The organism is Sphingorhabdus buctiana (assembly GCF_042680825.1).
Classification (GTDB): Bacteria; Pseudomonadota; Alphaproteobacteria; order Sphingomonadales; family Sphingomonadaceae; genus Sphingorhabdus_B; species Sphingorhabdus_B buctiana.
The window spans coordinates 173,686-191,123 of the sequence record NZ_JBHUEL010000007.1 but is presented as its reverse complement, the minus strand read 5'-3'; the positions used below and the strand labels follow the sequence as shown (position 1 = coordinate 191,123).

18 protein-coding genes are annotated in these 17,438 nt (G+C 60.2%); 10 read left to right on the top strand and 8 right to left on the bottom strand.

Translation table 11 applies throughout. The features are described 5' to 3' along the window. Positions 1–42: 42 nt before the first annotated feature. Together ACFSAG_RS08025 and flgM are read right to left on the bottom strand one after the other, a co-directional pair. The gene (locus ACFSAG_RS08025) at positions 43–351 is read right to left on the bottom strand and encodes a hypothetical protein (RefSeq protein ID WP_381513274.1); all 309 of its coding nucleotides are present in this window, start codon (positions 349–351) and stop codon (positions 43–45) included. After that, on the bottom strand, positions 348–629 hold the full coding sequence (flgM, locus tag ACFSAG_RS08020) for a flagellar biosynthesis anti-sigma factor FlgM (RefSeq protein ID WP_381513271.1): 282 nt from the start codon (positions 627–629) through the stop codon (positions 348–350). Before flgM ends, ACFSAG_RS08025 begins: the two co-directional genes overlap by 4 nt. On the opposite strand from flgM, the gene ACFSAG_RS08015 reads away from it, so the two are divergent. Genes ACFSAG_RS08015 through ACFSAG_RS08000 form a run of 4 tightly spaced genes read left to right on the top strand, consistent with a single transcriptional unit; the run spans position 616 to position 3,171 of the window. Further along, a complete protein-coding gene (locus ACFSAG_RS08015) occupies positions 616–1,203 on the top strand; it encodes a flagellar basal body P-ring protein FlgI (RefSeq protein WP_381513340.1) in 588 nt (195 codons plus the stop codon). The two genes, flgM and ACFSAG_RS08015, sit on opposite strands and share 14 nt — an antisense overlap. Beyond that, a complete protein-coding gene (locus tag ACFSAG_RS08010; protein ID WP_381513269.1) occupies positions 1,200–1,445 on the top strand; it encodes a hypothetical protein in 246 nt (81 codons plus the stop codon). Before ACFSAG_RS08015 ends, ACFSAG_RS08010 begins: the two co-directional genes overlap by 4 nt. Continuing rightward, positions 1,361–2,152 (top strand): FlgK family flagellar hook-associated protein, encoded by a 792-nt coding sequence (locus ACFSAG_RS08005; protein ID WP_381513337.1) that lies wholly within the window; start codon positions 1,361–1,363, stop codon positions 2,150–2,152. The genes ACFSAG_RS08010 and ACFSAG_RS08005 overlap by 85 nt, the downstream gene beginning before the upstream one ends. Positions 2,153–2,181: 29 nt before the next feature. Beyond that, positions 2,182–3,171, top strand: a complete 990-nt coding sequence (locus ACFSAG_RS08000; RefSeq protein WP_381513266.1) for an AAA-type ATPase lid domain-containing protein — start codon at positions 2,182–2,184, stop codon at positions 3,169–3,171. Here ACFSAG_RS08000 and ACFSAG_RS07995 read toward each other — a convergent pair. The 4 genes from ACFSAG_RS07995 to ACFSAG_RS07980 are packed head-to-tail and all read right to left on the bottom strand — an operon-like array spanning position 3,156 to position 7,085. Further along, positions 3,156–3,824, bottom strand: coding sequence for a DsbA family oxidoreductase (locus ACFSAG_RS07995; RefSeq protein WP_381513262.1), 669 nt, complete (start codon positions 3,822–3,824; stop codon positions 3,156–3,158). The genes ACFSAG_RS08000 and ACFSAG_RS07995 overlap by 16 nt on opposite strands. Before the next feature lie 2 nt (positions 3,825–3,826). After that, a complete protein-coding gene (gene nudC / locus ACFSAG_RS07990; protein WP_381513259.1) occupies positions 3,827–4,693 on the bottom strand; it encodes an NAD(+) diphosphatase in 867 nt (288 codons plus the stop codon). 7 nt (positions 4,694–4,700) lie between these two features. After that, positions 4,701–5,963: a serine hydrolase domain-containing protein gene (locus ACFSAG_RS07985; RefSeq protein ID WP_381513256.1), complete on the bottom strand. Its 1,263-nt coding sequence runs from the start codon at positions 5,961–5,963 to the stop codon at positions 4,701–4,703. A 33-nt stretch (positions 5,964–5,996) separates the two neighbouring features. Further along, complete coding sequence (locus tag ACFSAG_RS07980; RefSeq protein ID WP_381513253.1) at positions 5,997–7,085, bottom strand: A/G-specific adenine glycosylase; 1,089 nt, start codon at positions 7,083–7,085, stop codon at positions 5,997–5,999. A 21-nt stretch (positions 7,086–7,106) separates the two neighbouring features. Between ACFSAG_RS07980 and ACFSAG_RS07975 the strand changes: the two genes are divergently transcribed. The 4 genes from ACFSAG_RS07975 to ACFSAG_RS07960 are packed head-to-tail and all read left to right on the top strand — an operon-like array spanning position 7,107 to position 12,621. Beyond that, positions 7,107–7,655, top strand: a complete 549-nt coding sequence (locus ACFSAG_RS07975) for a DUF721 domain-containing protein (RefSeq protein WP_374614938.1) — start codon at positions 7,107–7,109, stop codon at positions 7,653–7,655. Positions 7,656–7,688: 33 nt separating this feature from the next. Beyond that, positions 7,689–8,390: a thioredoxin domain-containing protein gene (locus tag ACFSAG_RS07970; protein WP_381513250.1), complete on the top strand. Its 702-nt coding sequence runs from the start codon at positions 7,689–7,691 to the stop codon at positions 8,388–8,390. Positions 8,391–8,418: 28 nt separating this feature from the next. Then, positions 8,419–9,162, top strand: coding sequence for a thioredoxin domain-containing protein (locus ACFSAG_RS07965; RefSeq protein ID WP_381513247.1), 744 nt, complete (start codon positions 8,419–8,421; stop codon positions 9,160–9,162). A 30-nt stretch (positions 9,163–9,192) separates the two neighbouring features. After that, on the top strand, positions 9,193–12,621 hold the full coding sequence (locus tag ACFSAG_RS07960) for an AAA family ATPase (protein WP_381513244.1): 3,429 nt from the start codon (positions 9,193–9,195) through the stop codon (positions 12,619–12,621). A gap of 3 nt (positions 12,622–12,624) precedes the next feature. Here the strand turns inward: ACFSAG_RS07960 and ACFSAG_RS07955 are convergent, their stop codons facing one another. Both ACFSAG_RS07955 and ubiA read right to left on the bottom strand, forming a co-directional pair. Beyond that, positions 12,625–13,644, bottom strand: coding sequence for an aldo/keto reductase (locus ACFSAG_RS07955; RefSeq protein ID WP_381513241.1), 1,020 nt, complete (start codon positions 13,642–13,644; stop codon positions 12,625–12,627). 15 nt (positions 13,645–13,659) lie between these two features. Further along, positions 13,660–14,565 carry a 4-hydroxybenzoate octaprenyltransferase gene (gene ubiA, locus ACFSAG_RS07950; protein WP_374614933.1) on the bottom strand — a complete coding sequence of 302 codons (906 nt, stop codon included), beginning with the start codon at positions 14,563–14,565 and terminating at the stop codon, positions 13,660–13,662. A 52-nt stretch (positions 14,566–14,617) separates the two neighbouring features. On the opposite strand from ubiA, the gene ACFSAG_RS07945 reads away from it, so the two are divergent. Together ACFSAG_RS07945 and ACFSAG_RS07940 are read left to right on the top strand one after the other, a co-directional pair. After that, positions 14,618–15,367 (top strand): 16S rRNA (uracil(1498)-N(3))-methyltransferase, encoded by a 750-nt coding sequence (locus ACFSAG_RS07945; RefSeq protein WP_381513237.1) that lies wholly within the window; start codon positions 14,618–14,620, stop codon positions 15,365–15,367. 148 nt (positions 15,368–15,515) lie between these two features. After that, positions 15,516–17,438 (top strand): proprotein convertase P-domain-containing protein, encoded by a 1,923-nt coding sequence (locus ACFSAG_RS07940; protein WP_381513234.1) that lies wholly within the window; start codon positions 15,516–15,518, stop codon positions 17,436–17,438.

The window sequence follows — 17,438 nt, the reverse complement described above, 5'->3', positions numbered from 1 at the left end:
TGCCCGTGCCATTTTCGCACAATTGGCAATTAATCCAAGATATTACAATGTTTTATATGGGTTTTGCGGGCCGCGTTGGCTGCGCAGTTCCGACAAGCGGTCAATTTTCCGACGGGTCCAATGGGCCAAGAGATTGATCCGCATCGCAGCGGCCCGGTTCTCCCGCAATGCGTTGCGTAGCCGGTCCGCCGTTAACGGATCGCGCGGCCAGTCGTCGGAATTACGCAAAGCCGCAACCGCCCCCGCCAGCGCCTCACTGGCGTGGATGATTGCAGTGGCGTTTTGGGTATCGATAGCTTTGATCAAATCGTCCTGGCAATCGAGCACGGCCTGGATCTTCTCTCCGCTCATGCACTGCTCCAGCCGAAATGGCGTAACATGGCATCGGCGACGGCATTCGCATCGGGGCGATAGCTGCCTGAAGCAATCGCCTGTCGGATCTGCGCGATGCGCGCATGATCGACGGGTGGACCTTCGTTTGCCAATGCCCGGGCAAGCCCTGTCAACCGGGCCAGCGGCACCGATGCGGATTGCTGCCCGGACGAGGGCGCTGCGGGAACAGTCTCCGCGCCGGTTCGACGGACCGACCCCGGCCCGTGCAGCGGACGAAACGAAATAGGTTGCGTCATAACCTTTACCCTAAAAAACCGCCGTCGGATTTCTGACGGCATCTTAAGGGCTTTAACGTCCGGCCGGCGCGCAGGTTTAGCCGACGCGATCGACCGCAATTTCGGAACCGGAACTGCACAAGTCATCGATGGTGCGACCATCCAGATCAAAGCCGCCCAAGGCGGCAATGCCCGCACCCGCATGATGGCCGCGATCGAGGCGCTTGATATAGAGGCATCGCAACCTCGGGCGCGAGTCATCGTCAATGCCCGCACCGGTACCGTCGTGATCAATGGCGCGGTTCGGATCGGGCCCGCTGCAGTGACGCATGGCAAACTGACCGTGCGTGTCGACGAAGCCCCGGCGGTGGTGCAACCCGCCCCATTCAGCCGCGGCGAAACTGCCGTCGAACAGGCAAGCGATATCCGCGTCGAGGAGGCTGCGACGCCTGCCTTCCTGATCGAGCGTGGTGCAAAACTGTCTGACATCGTCGACGCCATCAACCGCATTGGCGTGCCGCCGGGCGACCTTGTGGCGATCCTTGAGGCGCTCGACGAAGCTGGCGCGCTAACCGCCGAGCTGGTGATCATATGAAAATATCTGGCATCAGCCCTGTGACGAGTGCGCCCGCGCAGAAAGTCGATCCTGAGCTGCGCAAAGCCGCTGTTGCTTTCGAAGCCGTGATGCTGCGCCAGTTGATTGGAACGATGCGCAAATTGTCGTCGATCAGCTCAATACCGATCTCAACGCGCTGGAAGCCGTCAACCAGGGGCTGCGCCGCGCGCGCGCCGGATCGAGCAATGAAGCGACTTTGCTTGATGAGCGCGACCGTTTGATAGATCGCATTTCCGCGACACTTCCCGTCGAGATCAGTTTCGATGCCCGCGGCGCTGTGACATTGAGCGCGGCGGCTAATGGCGACCTGTTGATCTCGGGTGGCACCGTGGCGGGGCTTTCGACATATGCAGGGGCCGATGGCCGGATAGGTTTCACGATTACCCCGGGCGGCGCGTTGGTGCCATCGAGCGGCACGCTTGCCGGCTTCGCACAAGGCGCAGACCATATAGCCGGCCAGATGGAGGCACTCGACGCGCTCGCACTGCGCTTTGCCAATGAAATCAATGGCTGGAATCAATCGGGCCTAGATGCGAATGGAAATCCCGGTGGCGCACTGCTCAGCGGATCGACAGCTTCTGCCTTGGCCGCGCTGGCGCTGACGGCAAATGATGTCGCCGCTGGTGATGGGTCTGCATCCAATGGCAATGCCCTGTCGCTTGCCAATTTGCGCGGCGCGAACGGCATCGAGGCAGGCTGGGCGGCACTGGTCAGCCAGCAGGCACAACAGGCTGCGAGCGCGCGGGCGCAGGACACCGCAGCATCCACTCGCCGCGATGGCGCTTTTGCTGCACGCGATGCGGTCAGCGAGGTCGACTTGGACCGAGAGGCTGCCGAGTTGCTGCGTTTCCAGCAAGCTTATGAGGCCGCGGCCCGTACTGTGCAGGTTGCGCGCGAAACCATGCAGTCGATCCTCGACATCTTCTAGGCCCCATCCTTTCCGAACGGACCAGCATCATGATCAATGCCACCGGAAATCGCATGACCCGCGAAATCGCCCGCCAGGCGAAGCTCGCGCAGGATGTCGCACAAACCCAGATCCAGCTTTCGACCGGAAAGCGCTTGCAGCGCGCATCGGACGATCCGGTCGCAAGCGCGCGGGTTGCAACCCTGCGAACCGCGCAAGCAAATAATGTCGCTTGGGACGCCAATATTCGATTGGGTCAATCGCTGACCGCACAGGCTGATACCGTCCTCGCATCGACATCCGATTTGCTCGTCCGCGCCAAGGAACTTTCACTTTCGGCTGCCAACGGCACATTATCCGCTGCAGACCGGGCAACGGTGGCGAGCGAGCTCAACTTGCTGGCGCAAGAGATGGATACCCGTGTTGGCAGCAGCACAGGAACGGCGGTCGATGTCCGCATCATCTCGGCAACGCATTGCGACATGGACGCGGCAATCGCCGATGGCCGGTTCCGGCAAGACCTGTTCTTTCGCCTCGGTGTCGTGCTGGTACATGTTCCGGCGCTGGCGGAGCGCCGTGAAGACATCCCCTTGCTTATCCGCCATTTCCAGAAGGGCAAACCGTCGGGGGCGATCGCACATTTTGATCAAACCGCGCTCGAAAAACTGATGGAGCATGGTTGGCCGGGCAATGTTCGCGAATTGCGCAACGTCGTGGAGCGCGCAGGCGTGCTTTATGGCGGTGAAATGTTGAACGGCGACGACGTCGATTTGTTGCTGGCAAATGCCGCACCGCCGCTCGACACCCAACGCGAACGTTCGGCGCTACCGCCGATGTCGTTCGTTCCTGCAGGCATCAGCCCCAGCAAGGATCAACCGATCGACTTGCGGCAGGAAATCGAGGCAATCGAGCTTGAACGTATCACCATGGCACTGGAACTTGCGGATGGCATTGTTTCCGAAGCCGCCCGTCTGCTTACGCTGAAGCGGACGACCCTGATCGAGAAAATGCGGAAATATGGGGTTCAGGCGGTTGCCTGACCCCTTTTCGCCAGCACCTTGCCGATCACCTGTGCAAAGGTCTCTGCGCTTTGCGCGCCGGGAACCATATATTTGCCGTCAAAGATGATCGCGGGAACGCCAGCGACGTTCTCGTTTATCCAATAGCTTTCCTCGCCGCGCACTTCGCGACCCAGTGCTTCGTCGGCAAGCCACGCTTCGCAAGCTGCGCGATCAAGGCCGATGCTTTCGGCGACATCGAGCAAAACCGCCCGATCGCTGACATCCTTTCCCTGCTGGAAATAGGCTGAAAAAAGTGCGAGCTTGAGCTCCGTCTGTTTTTGCCAGCCATGTTCAGCGCCGGTACGGGTCAGCAATTTGTGCGCGTCGAACGTATTGTACAGCCGCCGCGCGCCCATATCGCCAAAGACAAAGCCCAGTTCTGCAGCAGTGCCTTTGATGCGCTCGCGCACCGCCTTCCCCTCATCGGGCGAGCGGCCATATTTGCGGGCAATATGCTGCCCTGCATCTTCCCCTTCCGGTGGCATGTCGGGGTTGAGTTCGAACGGATGCCAGTGGATCTCCGCTTCGACCGGATCGGGCAACAAGGTCAGCGCCTTTTCGACCTGCTTATAGCCGATAATGCACCAGGGGCAGACAACGTCTGATACGATATCGATGCGCAATTTTTCCATGGCTACATCTCCACCCAGCGCCGCAAAAGGGTGTGTGCGATTGCAAAGGGCGGCGGCGCGCCAAAGCGTTTGTCGGGCGCATCGGCGAGTGCGGCACGCGCTTCATCCTTCGTCACCCACATCGCGTCTTCAAGTTCGTTATAATCGATGGTCAGTTGGTCGCCATCGGCGTCAGCGACACAAGCGATCATCAGCTGTGATCCGCCAAAGGGCCAAGGCTGGCTGGTGACATAGCGGACCGCGCCGCAGCTAATCCCTGCCTCCTCCATGATCTCGCGCCGTACCGCTTCCTCGATGCTCTCGCCGGGTTCGAGGAAACCGGCGAGCGCAGAGTAGTTGCCCTTGGGCCATGCCGATTGGCGGCCAAGCAGCGCCTTGCCTTCATATTCGGCGATCATGATGACGACCGGATCGGTACGCGGGAAATGTTCGGCATCGCAGGCAGTGCATTGGCGACCCCAACCAGCACGAAAAACTTTGGTCGATCCGCCGCAGCGACCGCAATATTTATGATTGTTGTGCCAGTCGATCAGGCTGCGCGCGGTGCCGTAAATCGCAGCATCTTCTGCGGGCAGCATCGATAGCGCACGCCAGACGGCCGGCGATCGCGCCATTCCGCCAGCGCCTTCGACCAAGGGCACGAAATGCGGCTTGCCATTGGCAAGGCCGAGCAGGATCAGATCAACCGAAACATCGACCTCTGCCATCGATATCCATTTGAGCCCGCCTTCGCTGGCAACCACGGGATCAAGCCCGTCGAGCCCGAGTACGCGTGCGCGCCAATCGTTGAGCGCGGCATTGAACGCCTCTACATCGTTGCGCAGCCTGTCTGCGCGGTCGAGCGGGGAGCCTGTGAAGCCGGGGTTCATACCTGCGTCAACCCTGCAGGTCGGCAACAACCCATTTGCCGAAATCATCGTGGAAGCCATAAGCGTTGGACGGCATATATTGCACCATCCCCGTCGCCCGCACCTTGCGACGCGGATCGACGAAGGCGATCGTGCCTGCTGCGCCGCCCCAGCCGAATACGCCCTCATAAGCACCCTTGCCGACGCGCCCGCCCGCGCCAAAGCCCGAACCGTCGGCATAGGTGCCCGCTGTGTTGACACCTGCCGGCAGCAGATCCGACATGCCGAGTGCCACTGTTTCGGGAGCCATGACACGAACGCCATCCAACTCGCCGCCGCCCAGCAGCATCGCGAGGAAGCGATCATAGTCGCGTGTCGAACATACAAGGCCAGCACCGCCAAAGGCAAAAGCGGGCTTGTCGAGATAGATGCTCGTCGCGGCGGGATCGATCGGGATAAGGGCCCCGCCGAAAACGGCATAGTTGGTGGTGAAGCGCTTCACCTCGGATTTGGGGACTTGGAAATAAGTGCTGGTCATCTTCAGCGGGTCGAACAGTCGCGCCTTGAGGAATGCCTCAAACTCCATCCCGCTGACCACTTCAATCAGGCGGCCTAAAAGGTCGAGACTGATTGAATAGCTCCATTTGGTGCCTGGTTCTGCGATCAGCGGCAGTTTCGCGACGCGCTCGGCAAATGTCTTGAGATCGGGGGTTGGCGCACCGGGTTCAAAACCGGGGATCGGCATGCGGCTGATCTGCCCCGGGGTGATGCCATTATCCATATAGGCCTTGAGGAGCGGCCCCTTGGTAATAATCGAATAGCCAAGCCCTGCCGTATGCGTCAGCAGATGACGCAGGGTGATCTGGGTCTTAGCCGGAACCGAATCCATGCTGGTGTCGGGGCTGGTCAGCACGCGCATCTGTGCAAATTCAGGCAGGAAATCGGCAATCGGCTGGTCGAGCTTGATCTTGCCTTCGCCGACAAGGATCATCGCTGCCATACCGGTGACGGGCTTGGTCATCGAATAGACGCGGAAGAGCGTGTCGATATCGACCGGCGTGGAATCGCCAATCGCGAGCGTGCCTGCGGCCACCATGTCGGGTGCTGCCATGCCCCGCCCCACTGCTGCAACAACCCCGGCGGCCTTCTTGCTCGCTACATAAGATTCGACTTGCGATTTGAGCGTCGGATATTCCTGCGCGAGAAAGCTCCATGCAGGGGTCGGCAGCATCGTTGCCATTGCACCCAATCCGGCCATCGAAAGGAAACCGCGGCGGCTGGGATTCATCATTGCTGTCTGGATTTCCGACATGCTCACTCCTCTTCAATCTTGATACATTGCTCTGATGGCAAGTTTGGCTGCTTTGCTGAATAAGGTCGGCAAACCGGCGCTGTCCAATCTTTTCAACGGCCACCATTCACCATCGGGCAAGCAGCTTTCGTCGACCGGCGCTGCCGTAACGGCAATCCGCAGGCTCAGGCTGAAATGGGTGAAGACATGGGCGACCTCACCTTCGAGGTAGCGCCAATCTGCGGGAAAAGGGGGCTTCGAGTCGCCATCTTCACGCGCTTTCCAGCCATCATCAGGCAAGGCGCGCATCCCGCCGAGCATTCCGTGCGGCGGGCGGCGAACCAGCCAGATTTCCCTGTCATCCGTTCCCTCACGTTCAATCCACCAGGCCATTCCCAGGCGTTGCAGCTTGGCCTTCTTGGCAAGCTTTTGCGGCAATTGTTCCGCAATCCCGGCGGCACGCGCCGCGCAATGCGACTGCAACGGGCAGAGCAGGCATTGCGGGTCGCGGACGGAGCACAGGCTGGCACCGAGATCCATCATCGCCTGTGCAAAATCGCCCGGCCGGTCCGAAGGCGTTATCGCCTCCACAGCAGCACGAATTTCCGGCTTGGCGGCTGGTAACGGGGTCTGGATCGCGAACAAGCGGGCCACCACCCGCTCGACATTGGCGTCGACCACCGCAGCGCGTTCGCCAAAGGCAATCGCCCCGATGGCAGCAGCCGTATAGGGCCCGATGCCGGGCAATTTACCCAGTTCAACCGAAGTCTTGGGCAGTTGCCCGCCATGCTCCGCGACCACGGCACGGGCGCATTTCAAAAGGTTGCGCGCGCGACTGTAATATCCAAGCCCTGCCCAGGCCGCCATTACATCGGCGTCGTCGGCTGCTGCCAAGGCCGCGAAATCCGGCCAAAGCTTGGTGAATTTCTCAAAATAGCCAAAGACGGCAGCAACCGTGGTTTGCTGCAACATCACCTCCGACAGCCATACGCGATACGGGTCGGGAGGCGGCGTGCCCGGCGGTGAACGCCAGGGAAGCGCCCTTGCATGCCGGTCATAATGGGCGAGCAGCAGCTTTGCGATATCCCCAGAATATTGCGTGCGTGGTTGGACGGCGACCATGCAAAATGCGATAGCTGCACTATGGCGGAAGGCAAGACATCCGGACCATCAGGCCCCGGGAAAGGCAAACCCAAGACCGCGAAGGCCGTCTTCGAACGCCCTCGTGGCGGCGAAGCGCGGGCGGTATCCGATCTGGTGCCCGATATTGGCCGCGCCGCTTTTCGCAGGTTCGGCTTTGTGCAAAGCTCGGTCGTCAGCCGTTGGGATGAGATTGTCGGCCCTCGCTATGCCGATGTTACCGCCCCCGAAATGATCCGTTTTCCTGTGGGGCAAAAGGCAGGTGGCACGCTCGAGCTGGTGGTGGAAAGCGGCCATGCCGTGATGATCCAGCACGTGCTTCCCGAAATTGTCGAGCGGGTGAACCGCTTTTTCGGTTACGAGGCCGTGGCCAAGGTCAAACTGCGCCAGGGGATGGTGCAAAAGGTCCAGCCCAAAACCCGGCTTGCTGCTGCGCCGGTGCTGCGCGCGCCGTCTGCCGAACTGGGTGAATCGCTGCGTGAAATTGCCGATCCTGAATTGCAGGCCGTATTGCAAAATCTGGCGAAAAGCCTTGCCAAAGAGGGCGAGTGAATGCAGATGCAGCGGTCCATTTCAGAGGCAAATATGGCCAGCCGATTCACGAACCAAGTCCGTAACGCATTGCTTGTTTTAACCGCGGCTACCGCCATTGGTGCAGGCGCCGCTGCGCTGGCTGCTCCAGCCAAAACCAATTGGCTGCTGACCTTCAGCGTAACGCCGAAGGGAAGCCATGTGATTGGCAACCCCACAGCACCGACAAAGCTGGTCGAATATGCCAGCTACACCTGCGGGCATTGTGCGCATTTCGAAATCGACGAAGTGCCACAAGTGAAGAGCCAGTTTGTCGCCAATGGCAAAGTCAGCTTTGAAATCCGCAACCTGGTGCGCGACCCGATGGACCTGACCGCGGCGATGCTTGCCCGTTGTGGCGGCAAGGGGCGCTTTTTCGGCAACCACCGACACCTGATGGCAACGCAAGCCCAATGGGCGCAGGGTTCGAAACTCACCAAGGCGACGATCGACCATCTGGAAGCTGGAAAAACCCTGCAGTTCATGCTTGGCGCTTATACCGAACTCGGGCTCGACACGATCATGGCGCAGCGCGGTGTGACCGCTACCCAAGGCAAGGCTTGCTTGTCAAACCAGGCGGCCTTCAACGCGATTATCGCCATGACCGAGGAAGCCACCCAAACCCTCAAAATCAATTCGACGCCGACATTGATGGTCAATGGCAAGATCATCGATGGCCATGATTTCGCCACCCTGAAACCCCATCTCGCCCCCTGATATTATGAAGACGCAAAGGACACCGATCATGCGCAGCCTCAAAATCCTCACCGCCTCCATCGCAGCCTTCGCCCTCGCATCATGCGGTGGCGGCGATACTGCTGAAGCACCCAAGGGCGAGCCTGTCGCCGCCGTCGCACCGCCAGCGGGCAAGCAATGGATCGACGTCGTCAGCAAAACGGCCGAGGGCGGCTATCTGATTGGCAACCCCGATGCGAAGATCAAGCTGGTCGAATTCGCCTCGCTGACCTGCCATGTCTGCGCGCAATTCTCCAAGGATGCAGGCAGCGAACTGCATGAGAATTTCATCAACAACGGCAAGATCTCTTACGAATTCCGCAACTTTGTGCGTGACGAATTCGACCTGATGGCGGCGCGTATCGCGCGTTGCGGTGCCAATGAAGCCATGCTGCCCTTGACCGAACAGTTCATGGGCTTCCAGGAAACATTGTTCGCCAATGCGCAAAAGATCGGCACCGACAAGGCGCTGGAGGCGAAGATTACCTCGCTCAAAGGCGGCGACCGATTCTTCGCGCTTGCCGACGCCGTGGGCATTGTCGAATTCTTTGCCCAGCGCGGCGTTTCGCGCGACCAGAGCAAGGCTTGCCTTTCCGACACTGCGGAAATGCAAAAGCTGGCCGACCTGACGGCCGAATATGGCAAGAAGTACGAAATCCCCGGCACGCCTACTTTCTACCTGAACGGCGCCAAGTTGGACGTCACCGCCTGGGCGCAGGTCAAGGGCAAGCTGCAGGAAGCAGGCGCGCGCTAAACCTTCTGGGGGAGCGTAGCGGGGGGCGCCATGCGGATCAAACGGCTCAAACTGACAGGCTTTAAAAGCTTCGTCGAGCCGACCGAGCTGCATATCGAGGCCGGGCTGACCGGCGTTGTCGGCCCCAATGGCTGCGGCAAATCCAACTTGCTCGAGGCGCTGCGCTGGGTGATGGGCGAAAATTCACCCAAGTCGATGCGCGGCGGCGGGATGGAAGATGTAATCTTCGCCGGGACCGCGCAAAGGCCATCGCGCGATTTCGCTGAGGTCACGCTGCTTGCCGAACATGACGCGCACGAAAACATACCGGGCATCATCGCCAATGATGATGACCAGGAGCTGGAGGTTGTACGCAGGATCGAACGTGGCGCGGGCAGTGCCTATCGGGCCAATGGCCGCGATGTGCGCGCCAAGGATATTGCGCTGATCTTTGCCGATGCCGCCACCGGTGCGCACAGCCCGGCACTTGTCAGCCAGGGCCGTATCGGATCGATCATCTCTGCCAAGCCGCAGGAACGGCGCATGATGCTCGAAGAGGCGGCGGGGATTTCTGGCCTTCACGTCCGCCGCAAGGACGCCGAGCAGAAATTGCGCGCAGCCGAGACGAACCTCAATCGGCTGTCGACGATATTGGGCGATATGGATGCGCGCGCGCAAAGCCTGAAAAAACAGGCGCGGCAGGCGGAGCGGTATCGCAAGCTTTCGGGTGAAATCACGCAGGCCGAAGCCCGGCTGATCTTTGTTCGCTGGCAAGAAGCAAAGGCCGCCGCTGAAGCGGCCCGTGTGGAAGCCGATGCCGCAGGCAAGGCTGTCGAGGAAGCATCGGTGCGCCAACGCGCATTGGCAGAGCAACAGCAGGAAGCAGTCCGCAAGCTGGCCGAGGATCGGGCCGCTGCCATGGCAACGCGCGATGCGGCGAGCGATCTTTCCAACCGGCTGGTGCAGCTTAGCGGGGAGCGTGACCGCCTTGTCCAGCGGCAGGCCGACTTGGCGGCACAGGCTCGCCGGATTGAAGATGATGGCGCACGCGAAGGCAAGCTGACCCACGATGCTGCGGAGGCGCTTGCACGCTTGCAGGCCGAAGCAGCGACGCTGGCCGAAACGATCAAGGCCAGCGAGGAAGAGCGCCCCCGCCTGACCCGTGCGCTCGATGATGCCGAACGCGCAACCCGCGAAGGCGAAGTGAAGCTCGCCAAGGCAGTGGCCGAGCAAGCCCGCGCCGAGGCCGAAGTGCGCGTCGCCGAAGCTGCGCTGCACAATGCCCGTACCCGCGTTGAGCGCGCCGAGCGTGACAAGGCACGGCTTGAGGCAGAACTGGCAGCGTTGGGGGACGAAGCCGAACTTGCAGCTGCGCGCGATGCCGCGCGTGACGAAGCCGGACGCCTGCAATCCGAACTCGACCGACAAGCCGAAGCCATTGCGGCGGCCGAAGCCGCGCGTGCCGCATTGGTTACTGAGCGCGACGCTGCACAAAGCGCGCTTGCCAGTGCCAAGGCCGATCTTGCTGCCTTGGTCAGCGAGAAAAACGCTCTTGAACGCGCGACCTCCAAAAGCAGCGAAAACCGTGCGCTTGACCGGATCAAGGTCAAACCCGGCTATGAACGTGCGCTGGCAGCGGCGCTGGGCGATGATCTGAACGCAGCCATTGGCGGGATAACCGGGCGCCGCTGGCAGGGCTTCACCACAACACCGCCCCAGCTTTCGGGCGAGCGCCTTTCGGATGTGGTCGAAGCGCCGGGCGAGCTTGCTCTGCGTCTCGCAATGGTACGCGTGATGGAAACCGACGATGGCGCGATGCTCGACATCGGCGAGCGGCTTGTCACCCGCGATGGCAAGCTGCGCCGTTGGGATGGGTTCGTCGCCGAAGACGATGGCGCGGCGGCGGCTGAACAGCTTGAACGCGCAAACCGCCTGTCGGCATTGCTCGATGCGATACCCGCCGCGGAGGCAAAGGTAGCCGAACAGGCGACCGCGCTTGACGATCTGGGTCAACGCATCGCTTTCGCGCAGGATGAGGCCCGCCGCCTTGCCAGCGAGCAAGCCACCAACGAGAATGCGTTGCGCCAGGCGCTGCGCGAAGCCGACCGGGCAGAAGACGCACTCACCCGATTGCAACAAGCCGCGACCGCGCTGGCCGAGCGGAGTGCACTTGCCGATCAGGAGGCGGCGCAGGCGAAAGTCGAATTTGAAGCGGCAGAAAAAGCACGATCCGAGCTGCCCGATGGCGAGCAGCAGCGCGGACTGGTCGCAGCCCTTACCCAAGAGGGTGAATCGTTGCGGCAGCTTTTCGTCCGCGCACAAGCCGACCTGTCAGGCCTGGACCAGAAGATTGCCCAGCAACGGGAAAGGCGCGCGGTTGCACAGGCTGAAATTCGTGGCTGGCAGGAACGGGCAGGCGAGGCCGAGCGGCGCATTGCGGAAATGAACAAGCGCAGCGCCGAAATTGCTACCGAGCTTGAAGCGATAACCGGACGCCCAGAAATCATCGCGCACGAATTGACCACGCTCGAGGCAGACAAGGCAAATGTCGCCGAGAAATTGGCGACATTGCAGGCAGCCGAACAGGCAAGCGAGGCGGCACTCAAAGTACTGGAGAGCCAGCTTTCGGCTGCTGCTGAAGCAGTTTCCTCCGCACGCGAACAACGCGCTGGTGCCGAGGCGCGCGCCGAAAACCAGGATGCCCGTCGCCGCGAAATGGCCGGGATTTCAGGCGAACGCTTCGAATGCCCGCCCCCCCTGCTTCCTGAAAAACATGGGTTTGAAGAAAGCGAGTTGGGCGATGCCTCGGTCGAATCGAACCGCTTGGACAAACTGCAATTTGATCGTGAGCGCATCGGCCCGGTCAACCTGATCGCAGCGGATGAGCTGGTCGAGCTCGAAACCGAAATCGAAAAAGGGCAAAGCGAGAGCGAGGAGTTGACGCAAGCGATCAATCGGCTGCGCGGCTCGATCGGCAGCCTCAACCGCGAAGGCCGCACCCGCCTGCTTGCCGCTTTCGAAACCGTTGACCAGCATTTCCAGCGACTGTTCACGACGCTCTTCAACGGCGGGCAGGCGCACCTCGCGCTGATCGACAGCGACGACCCGCTGGAGGCTGGCCTTGAAATCTTTGCCCAGCCGCCGGGAAAGAAACTGCAGTCGCTGACGCTGCTGTCGGGCGGGGAGCAGGCATTGACGGCGGTAGCGCTGATTTTTGCATTGTTCCTCACCAACCCTGCGCCGATCTGCGTGCTCGACGAAGTCGATGCGCCTTTGGACGATGCCAATATCGAGCGTTTCTGCGACCTTCTCGACGCGATGACGCGCGAGACCGACACACGCTACCTGATTGTCACACACAACGCCGTGACCATGAGCCGCATGCACCGCCTGTTCGGCGTTACCATGGTCGAACAAGGCGTATCGCGCCTTGTCAGCGTCGATCTGGGCGGCGCGGAGCGGTTGCTGGCTGCGGAATAACCCCTACCCCATCGGGTAGAGGATTTCCTTGGTCACCTTGTGGATCGCCTTCATCACATCGTCGGGCAGGACCAGTTCGGTTGCGGCGAAGATCTCGGCGCACTGCTCGACTGTGGTGACCCCGACAATGGTGGACGCAACAAAATCATGCTGCTTTGACCATGCGGTTGCCAAGGTGACGGGCGACATGCCTGCTTCCTTGGCGATTTCCAAAATCCGCGCCGTCGATTCAAGCGCACGCGGGCCGGCGAAGCGGCGGGCCATGGTTGCCTGCCTTGAATCGAGCATATCCATGTAACGCGTGAAGCGCGCACCTTCGGGGCGGGCACCGTCCTGGTATTTGCCCGAAAGCACACCGCCGGCGAGCGGCGAATAGGGTATAAGGCTGACACCTTCTTCGCGGCAGACCTGCGCCAGTTCATCTTCAAACCGGCGGTTATTGATCGAGAAATTGTTCTGGATCGTCTGGTAGCGGGCGACGCCGAGGCGTTCCGAAGTCTGGATCGACTTCATCAGCCCCCAGCTTGTTTCGTTCGAGCAGCCGATAATCCGCACTTTCCCCGCGCGGATCAGCTCGTCGAGCACCTCCATCGTTTCTTCATAAGGCGTGCCGTGATCGGGCCAGTGGGTCTGGTAAAGGTCGATATAATCGGTCTGCAAACGGCGCAGGCTGTCCTCGACCGCAACGGTGATCTGCCGCCGGTCGAGCGCGGTCATTCCGCCGCGTTTGGGCGATTTGAACCAGACATGGCTGGGGCCTGATACCTTGGTCGCAATGATAATCGCGTCGCGGTTCTTGCCTTTCAGCCAACGGCCGACGATTTCCTCGGTACGGCCAACCCATTTGACATCTGGCGGTACCGGATAGCCCTCGGCGGTGTCGAAGAAGTTGATGCCGGCATCGAGGCTCATATCCATCACGCGGTGCGCGACGGCCTCATCCGCCTGCGATCCGAATGTCATCGTGCCCATGCAAATGTCGGATACGACAATCGCGCTTTTGCCCAGCCGTCTATAGCCCATGAAATTCTCTCCCCTTCAGCTTGTGGCGCCAACAACAAGGCAGGCGAGCGCAACCAGCAGCCCAGTTACCTTGTTCGACCGGAAATGGCCGAGCGCATTGCTTCCATCCTTTTTGAGCGAAGCGATTTGATATGCCAAGTGGAAAGCAGCGGGCAACAATGCGACCAGCGCCTGCCCCTGTGGCCGCACGCTCCAGATCGCCATTGCCCAACCGGCAAGCGCAAGCAGGTAGCAAATCGCAACGCCACTGCGTACCTGTTCCCCCATGCGCAAGGCAGTCGAGCGAATGCCGACGAGTGCGTCATCCTCGCGATCCTGCATCGCGTAGATCGTGTCGTAACCGACCACCCAGAATATCGTGCCGCCATAAAGCCAGAGCATCGCAGTATCCGCCCTGCCCGTGACCGCCACCCAACCGACCAGCGCGCCCCAGCTGAATACGAGCCCCAGCCAAAGCTGCGGCCACCAGGTAATCCGCTTCATGAAAGGATAGGCCGCGACCAGCGCCAGGCTGCACAAAGCTACGAAAATCGCCTCGATCCTCAATTGTAGCAGCACGACAAAGCCGATGCCGCACAGCAACAGCAACCAGGCCCAGGCAGATTTCAGGCTGACGGCACCGCTCGCCAGGGGGCGGCTTGCGGTTCGGGCAACCTTGGCGTCGAGATCGCGGTCGACAATGTCGTTATAGACGCAACCCGCCCCCCGCATCGCTATCGCGCCGAGCAGCATCCAGAGCACGAGGGGCCAGTGGCTGAATGCGCCACCAGCAAGCGCCAAACCGTACACACAAGGCCAAAAAAGCAGCCACCAGCCGATGGGGCGGTCGAAACGCGCGAGCAACGCGAAAGGCCGCATACGCGACGGCAAAAGACGGACAAGACCTTGAATTTCCGTGTCGGGTGGGGCGGCTGCAGACATCGAATCGGACATAACGCCTTGCCCGGCGCTTGTCGAAGGCTATGCTGGAACCATGGTTCAAACACCCGCCTGGCCCCCGCATTCGACCCCGCGCCTATTCGTGGAAGAGGCGCTTTCGCAAGGCGTCGAACTACGCATCGATGGCGGGCAAGCGCATTACCTGCTGCATGTCATGCGGCTGAAGGAAGGCGCACCAGTCAAGCTGTTCGACGACCGGACAGGCGAATATCTGGCGACTGTATCCGCCACCGGGAAACGCGATCTTGTCGTCACCGTCGAAGCGAAACTGCGCGAGCGCGAGATCGCCCCCGATTTGTGGCTTTGCCAGGCGCTGATAAAGAAAGACCGGCTCGATTGGATCGCCGAGAAAAGCTGCGAGTTGGGCATTGCCCGCTTTGTACCCGTGCTGACCCAGCGTTGCGTCGCGGACAAGTTGAAGGAAGATCGTTTGCGGTCGCAGATGATCGAGGCCGCAGAGCAATGCGAGCGCACCGCATTACCCGAAATCGGAGAGCTTTCGAAACTCGATGGGCTTTTGCGAGACTGGCCTTCAGGCCGGACTTTGCTGTTCTGCGATGAACGGGGCGGCATCCCGATTGCCCGAGCCTTGGCAACGATGCCGAGCAGCAAAGCCGCGATCCTGATTGGCCCCGAAGGCGGCTTTTCGGATGAGGAAAATGCCGCGATCCGTGCGGTTCCACAAGCGACACCCGTTTCACTTGGGCCCCGCATTTTGCGGGCTGATACCGCCGCAATCGCGGCCATATCGATCTGGATGGCAGTGCAAGGCGACTGGCGTTAATCTTTCGGCCGCCATTCACCAAAGTTTACATTCGCAAACGGCAAATTTCGGCCATTCTTTATAATTAATAAAGGAAATGAGGCCATAAGGCGTGCTGATGTGTGGGCGAATAGCAAATAGACCAGACTTTGCGTCTGCTTGTTCGGGCGTGGCTGCATTGGTGCGCCTTTGTCTTGCTGCCTTGCTGGCGAGCATGCTTCCGGCAGCGGCTTACGCGCAAAGCTTCCAATATACCAATAGCGTGGACGGGGCGTTTGATGAAAACACAGCGCCATGTGCCACGCCTTTGCAGCGCACCTTCAACGTCACGCAAAGCTTCACAGTTCAGGATGTCAACATTGGCATTTTGCTAACGCACACTTGGCGTGGCGACATCGAGATGCGGCTCAGGTCCCCAGCCGGAACCGTTGTCACCTTGTTCAATTCGACTGGCGGGAACCGAGACAATCTGAATGTCTTGCTCGACGATGCCATTGGGACTTCAGTCGATACGCACACCAACAATGACACCGCAACCGCGGCCACAGCGGTTCCGCCCTATCAGAGGAATTTTGCACCTAATACTGCGCTTTCGGCGTTCAACGGGCAAAACTCGGTTGGCACTTGGACGCTAAGCATTTGCGACAATGCCGGCTCGGATGCAGGTACATTTTATCAGGCCGACCTCTTCCTGACGGGCCCCTATGCAGACCTTTCGCTGACCAAGACGGTCAGCAATTCCGCACCTGCCGCCGGAACGAACATCACCTATACCTTGAGTGTCTTGAACGCCTCCAGCCCATCGATCAGTGCTGCGTCCGTGAGCGTGCTCGATATTCTTCCGGCAGGTGTTACCTTCGTCAGCGCGAGCGGCACCGGCACCTACAACAGTACAACGGGGGTTTGGACAGTCGGCTCTGTTCCTGCCGGATCGACGCGATCGATAACCATAACCGTCACCGTTAATGCAACCGCCGGCGCTACCATTACCAATAGTGCTGAGATTTCGGCGTCCTCTGAATCCGACGTCGATTCCACCCCCAACAATGCTTCGACCAGCGAAGACGATGATGATAGCGTCAGCTTTACGGTGTCCGGAGCAAGAGTAGCCGGAACGCCTCCGACGCTATCTTGCCCGAATGGCACGACGGTGCACGATTGGGATTCTGTAAGCTGGACCGCAGGAAGCACCACCAACAGTTATAGCGTTTCCAACCTCGGGACGGTTGGATTTAATATTACCAGAACTGGTGGGGCATGGCTTTCCAATGCAACCTATGGCGGACAAAGCCCGGCTCGTCAGAACGCCGTTACGGGCGGGTTTAGCCCAGCACAGTTTTCGATTTTCGAGCTGATCAACTTTACCAACCAATCGGAAACTGCAACGACCACGATCACTCTTCCAACGGCAGTTCCTGGCGCGCAGTTCCGCATTTTCGATATAGATTATTCGGCCGGGCAGTTTGCTGACCGGATCACTGTAACGGGCAGCTATAATGGGAATAGCGTCACGCCCGTGCTCACCAATGGCGTTTCCAATTATGTGATTGGCAATTCGGCCTTTGGTGATGCAACCTCGGCGGATACCAGTGCCAACGGAAATCTGGTCATCACTTTCACATCTCCGGTCGACACGATTTCCATCACTTATGGAAACCACTCGCTTGCTCCTGCCGATCCGGGGCAACAGGCAGTCGCAATCCACGACATTACATTTTGCCGACCCGTGGCCAACCTGACGGTGTCCAAGATTTCAAGCGTGTTGAGCGATGGCGTCAGCACAACCAATCCCAAGGCGATACCGGGGGCGACAGTTCGCTATTGCATCACCCTGTCGAATGCCGGCAGCGGCACCGCTACATCGGTCAGCGCCAGCGACACCTTGCCAGCCACGGTAACCTTCGTTCCGGGCAGCATGGCGTCAGGGACAAGCTGCGGCAGCGCCAGCACGGTCGAAGATGATAATGGTATAGGCGCCGATGAAACCGACCCGTTCGGAATGGTTTTCAACAGCGGTACTATCACCGGCACCGCTGCGACGATGGCACCCGGTTCGACCTTTGCGATGGTATTCAACGTCACCGTCAACTGA

What these genes read in the sequence shown, in the direction of transcription:
- ACFSAG_RS08025 (WP_381513274.1), bottom strand. Translation starts at nt 351, where the DNA reads ATGAGCGGAGAGAAGATCCAGGCCGTGCTCGATTGCCAGGACGATTTG.
- flgM (WP_381513271.1), bottom strand. Translation starts at nt 629, where the DNA reads ATGACGCAACCTATTTCGTTTCGTCCGCTGCACGGGCCGGGGTCGGTC.
- ACFSAG_RS08010 (WP_381513269.1), top strand. Translation starts at nt 1,200, where the DNA reads ATGAAAATATCTGGCATCAGCCCTGTGACGAGTGCGCCCGCGCAGAAA.
- ACFSAG_RS08000 (WP_381513266.1), top strand. Translation starts at nt 2,182, where the DNA reads ATGATCAATGCCACCGGAAATCGCATGACCCGCGAAATCGCCCGCCAG.
- ACFSAG_RS07995 (WP_381513262.1), bottom strand. Translation starts at nt 3,824, where the DNA reads ATGGAAAAATTGCGCATCGATATCGTATCAGACGTTGTCTGCCCCTGG.
- nudC (WP_381513259.1), bottom strand. Translation starts at nt 4,693, where the DNA reads ATGAACCCCGGCTTCACAGGCTCCCCGCTCGACCGCGCAGACAGGCTG.
- ACFSAG_RS07985 (WP_381513256.1), bottom strand. Translation starts at nt 5,963, where the DNA reads ATGATGAATCCCAGCCGCCGCGGTTTCCTTTCGATGGCCGGATTGGGT.
- ACFSAG_RS07980 (WP_381513253.1), bottom strand. Translation starts at nt 7,085, where the DNA reads ATGGTCGCCGTCCAACCACGCACGCAATATTCTGGGGATATCGCAAAG.
- ACFSAG_RS07975 (WP_374614938.1), top strand. Translation starts at nt 7,107, where the DNA reads ATGGCGGAAGGCAAGACATCCGGACCATCAGGCCCCGGGAAAGGCAAA.
- ACFSAG_RS07970 (WP_381513250.1), top strand. Translation starts at nt 7,689, where the DNA reads ATGGCCAGCCGATTCACGAACCAAGTCCGTAACGCATTGCTTGTTTTA.
- ACFSAG_RS07965 (WP_381513247.1), top strand. Translation starts at nt 8,419, where the DNA reads ATGCGCAGCCTCAAAATCCTCACCGCCTCCATCGCAGCCTTCGCCCTC.
- ACFSAG_RS07960 (WP_381513244.1), top strand. Translation starts at nt 9,193, where the DNA reads ATGCGGATCAAACGGCTCAAACTGACAGGCTTTAAAAGCTTCGTCGAG.
- ACFSAG_RS07955 (WP_381513241.1), bottom strand. Translation starts at nt 13,644, where the DNA reads ATGGGCTATAGACGGCTGGGCAAAAGCGCGATTGTCGTATCCGACATT.
- ubiA (WP_374614933.1), bottom strand. Translation starts at nt 14,565, where the DNA reads ATGTCTGCAGCCGCCCCACCCGACACGGAAATTCAAGGTCTTGTCCGT.
- ACFSAG_RS07945 (WP_381513237.1), top strand. Translation starts at nt 14,618, where the DNA reads ATGGTTCAAACACCCGCCTGGCCCCCGCATTCGACCCCGCGCCTATTC.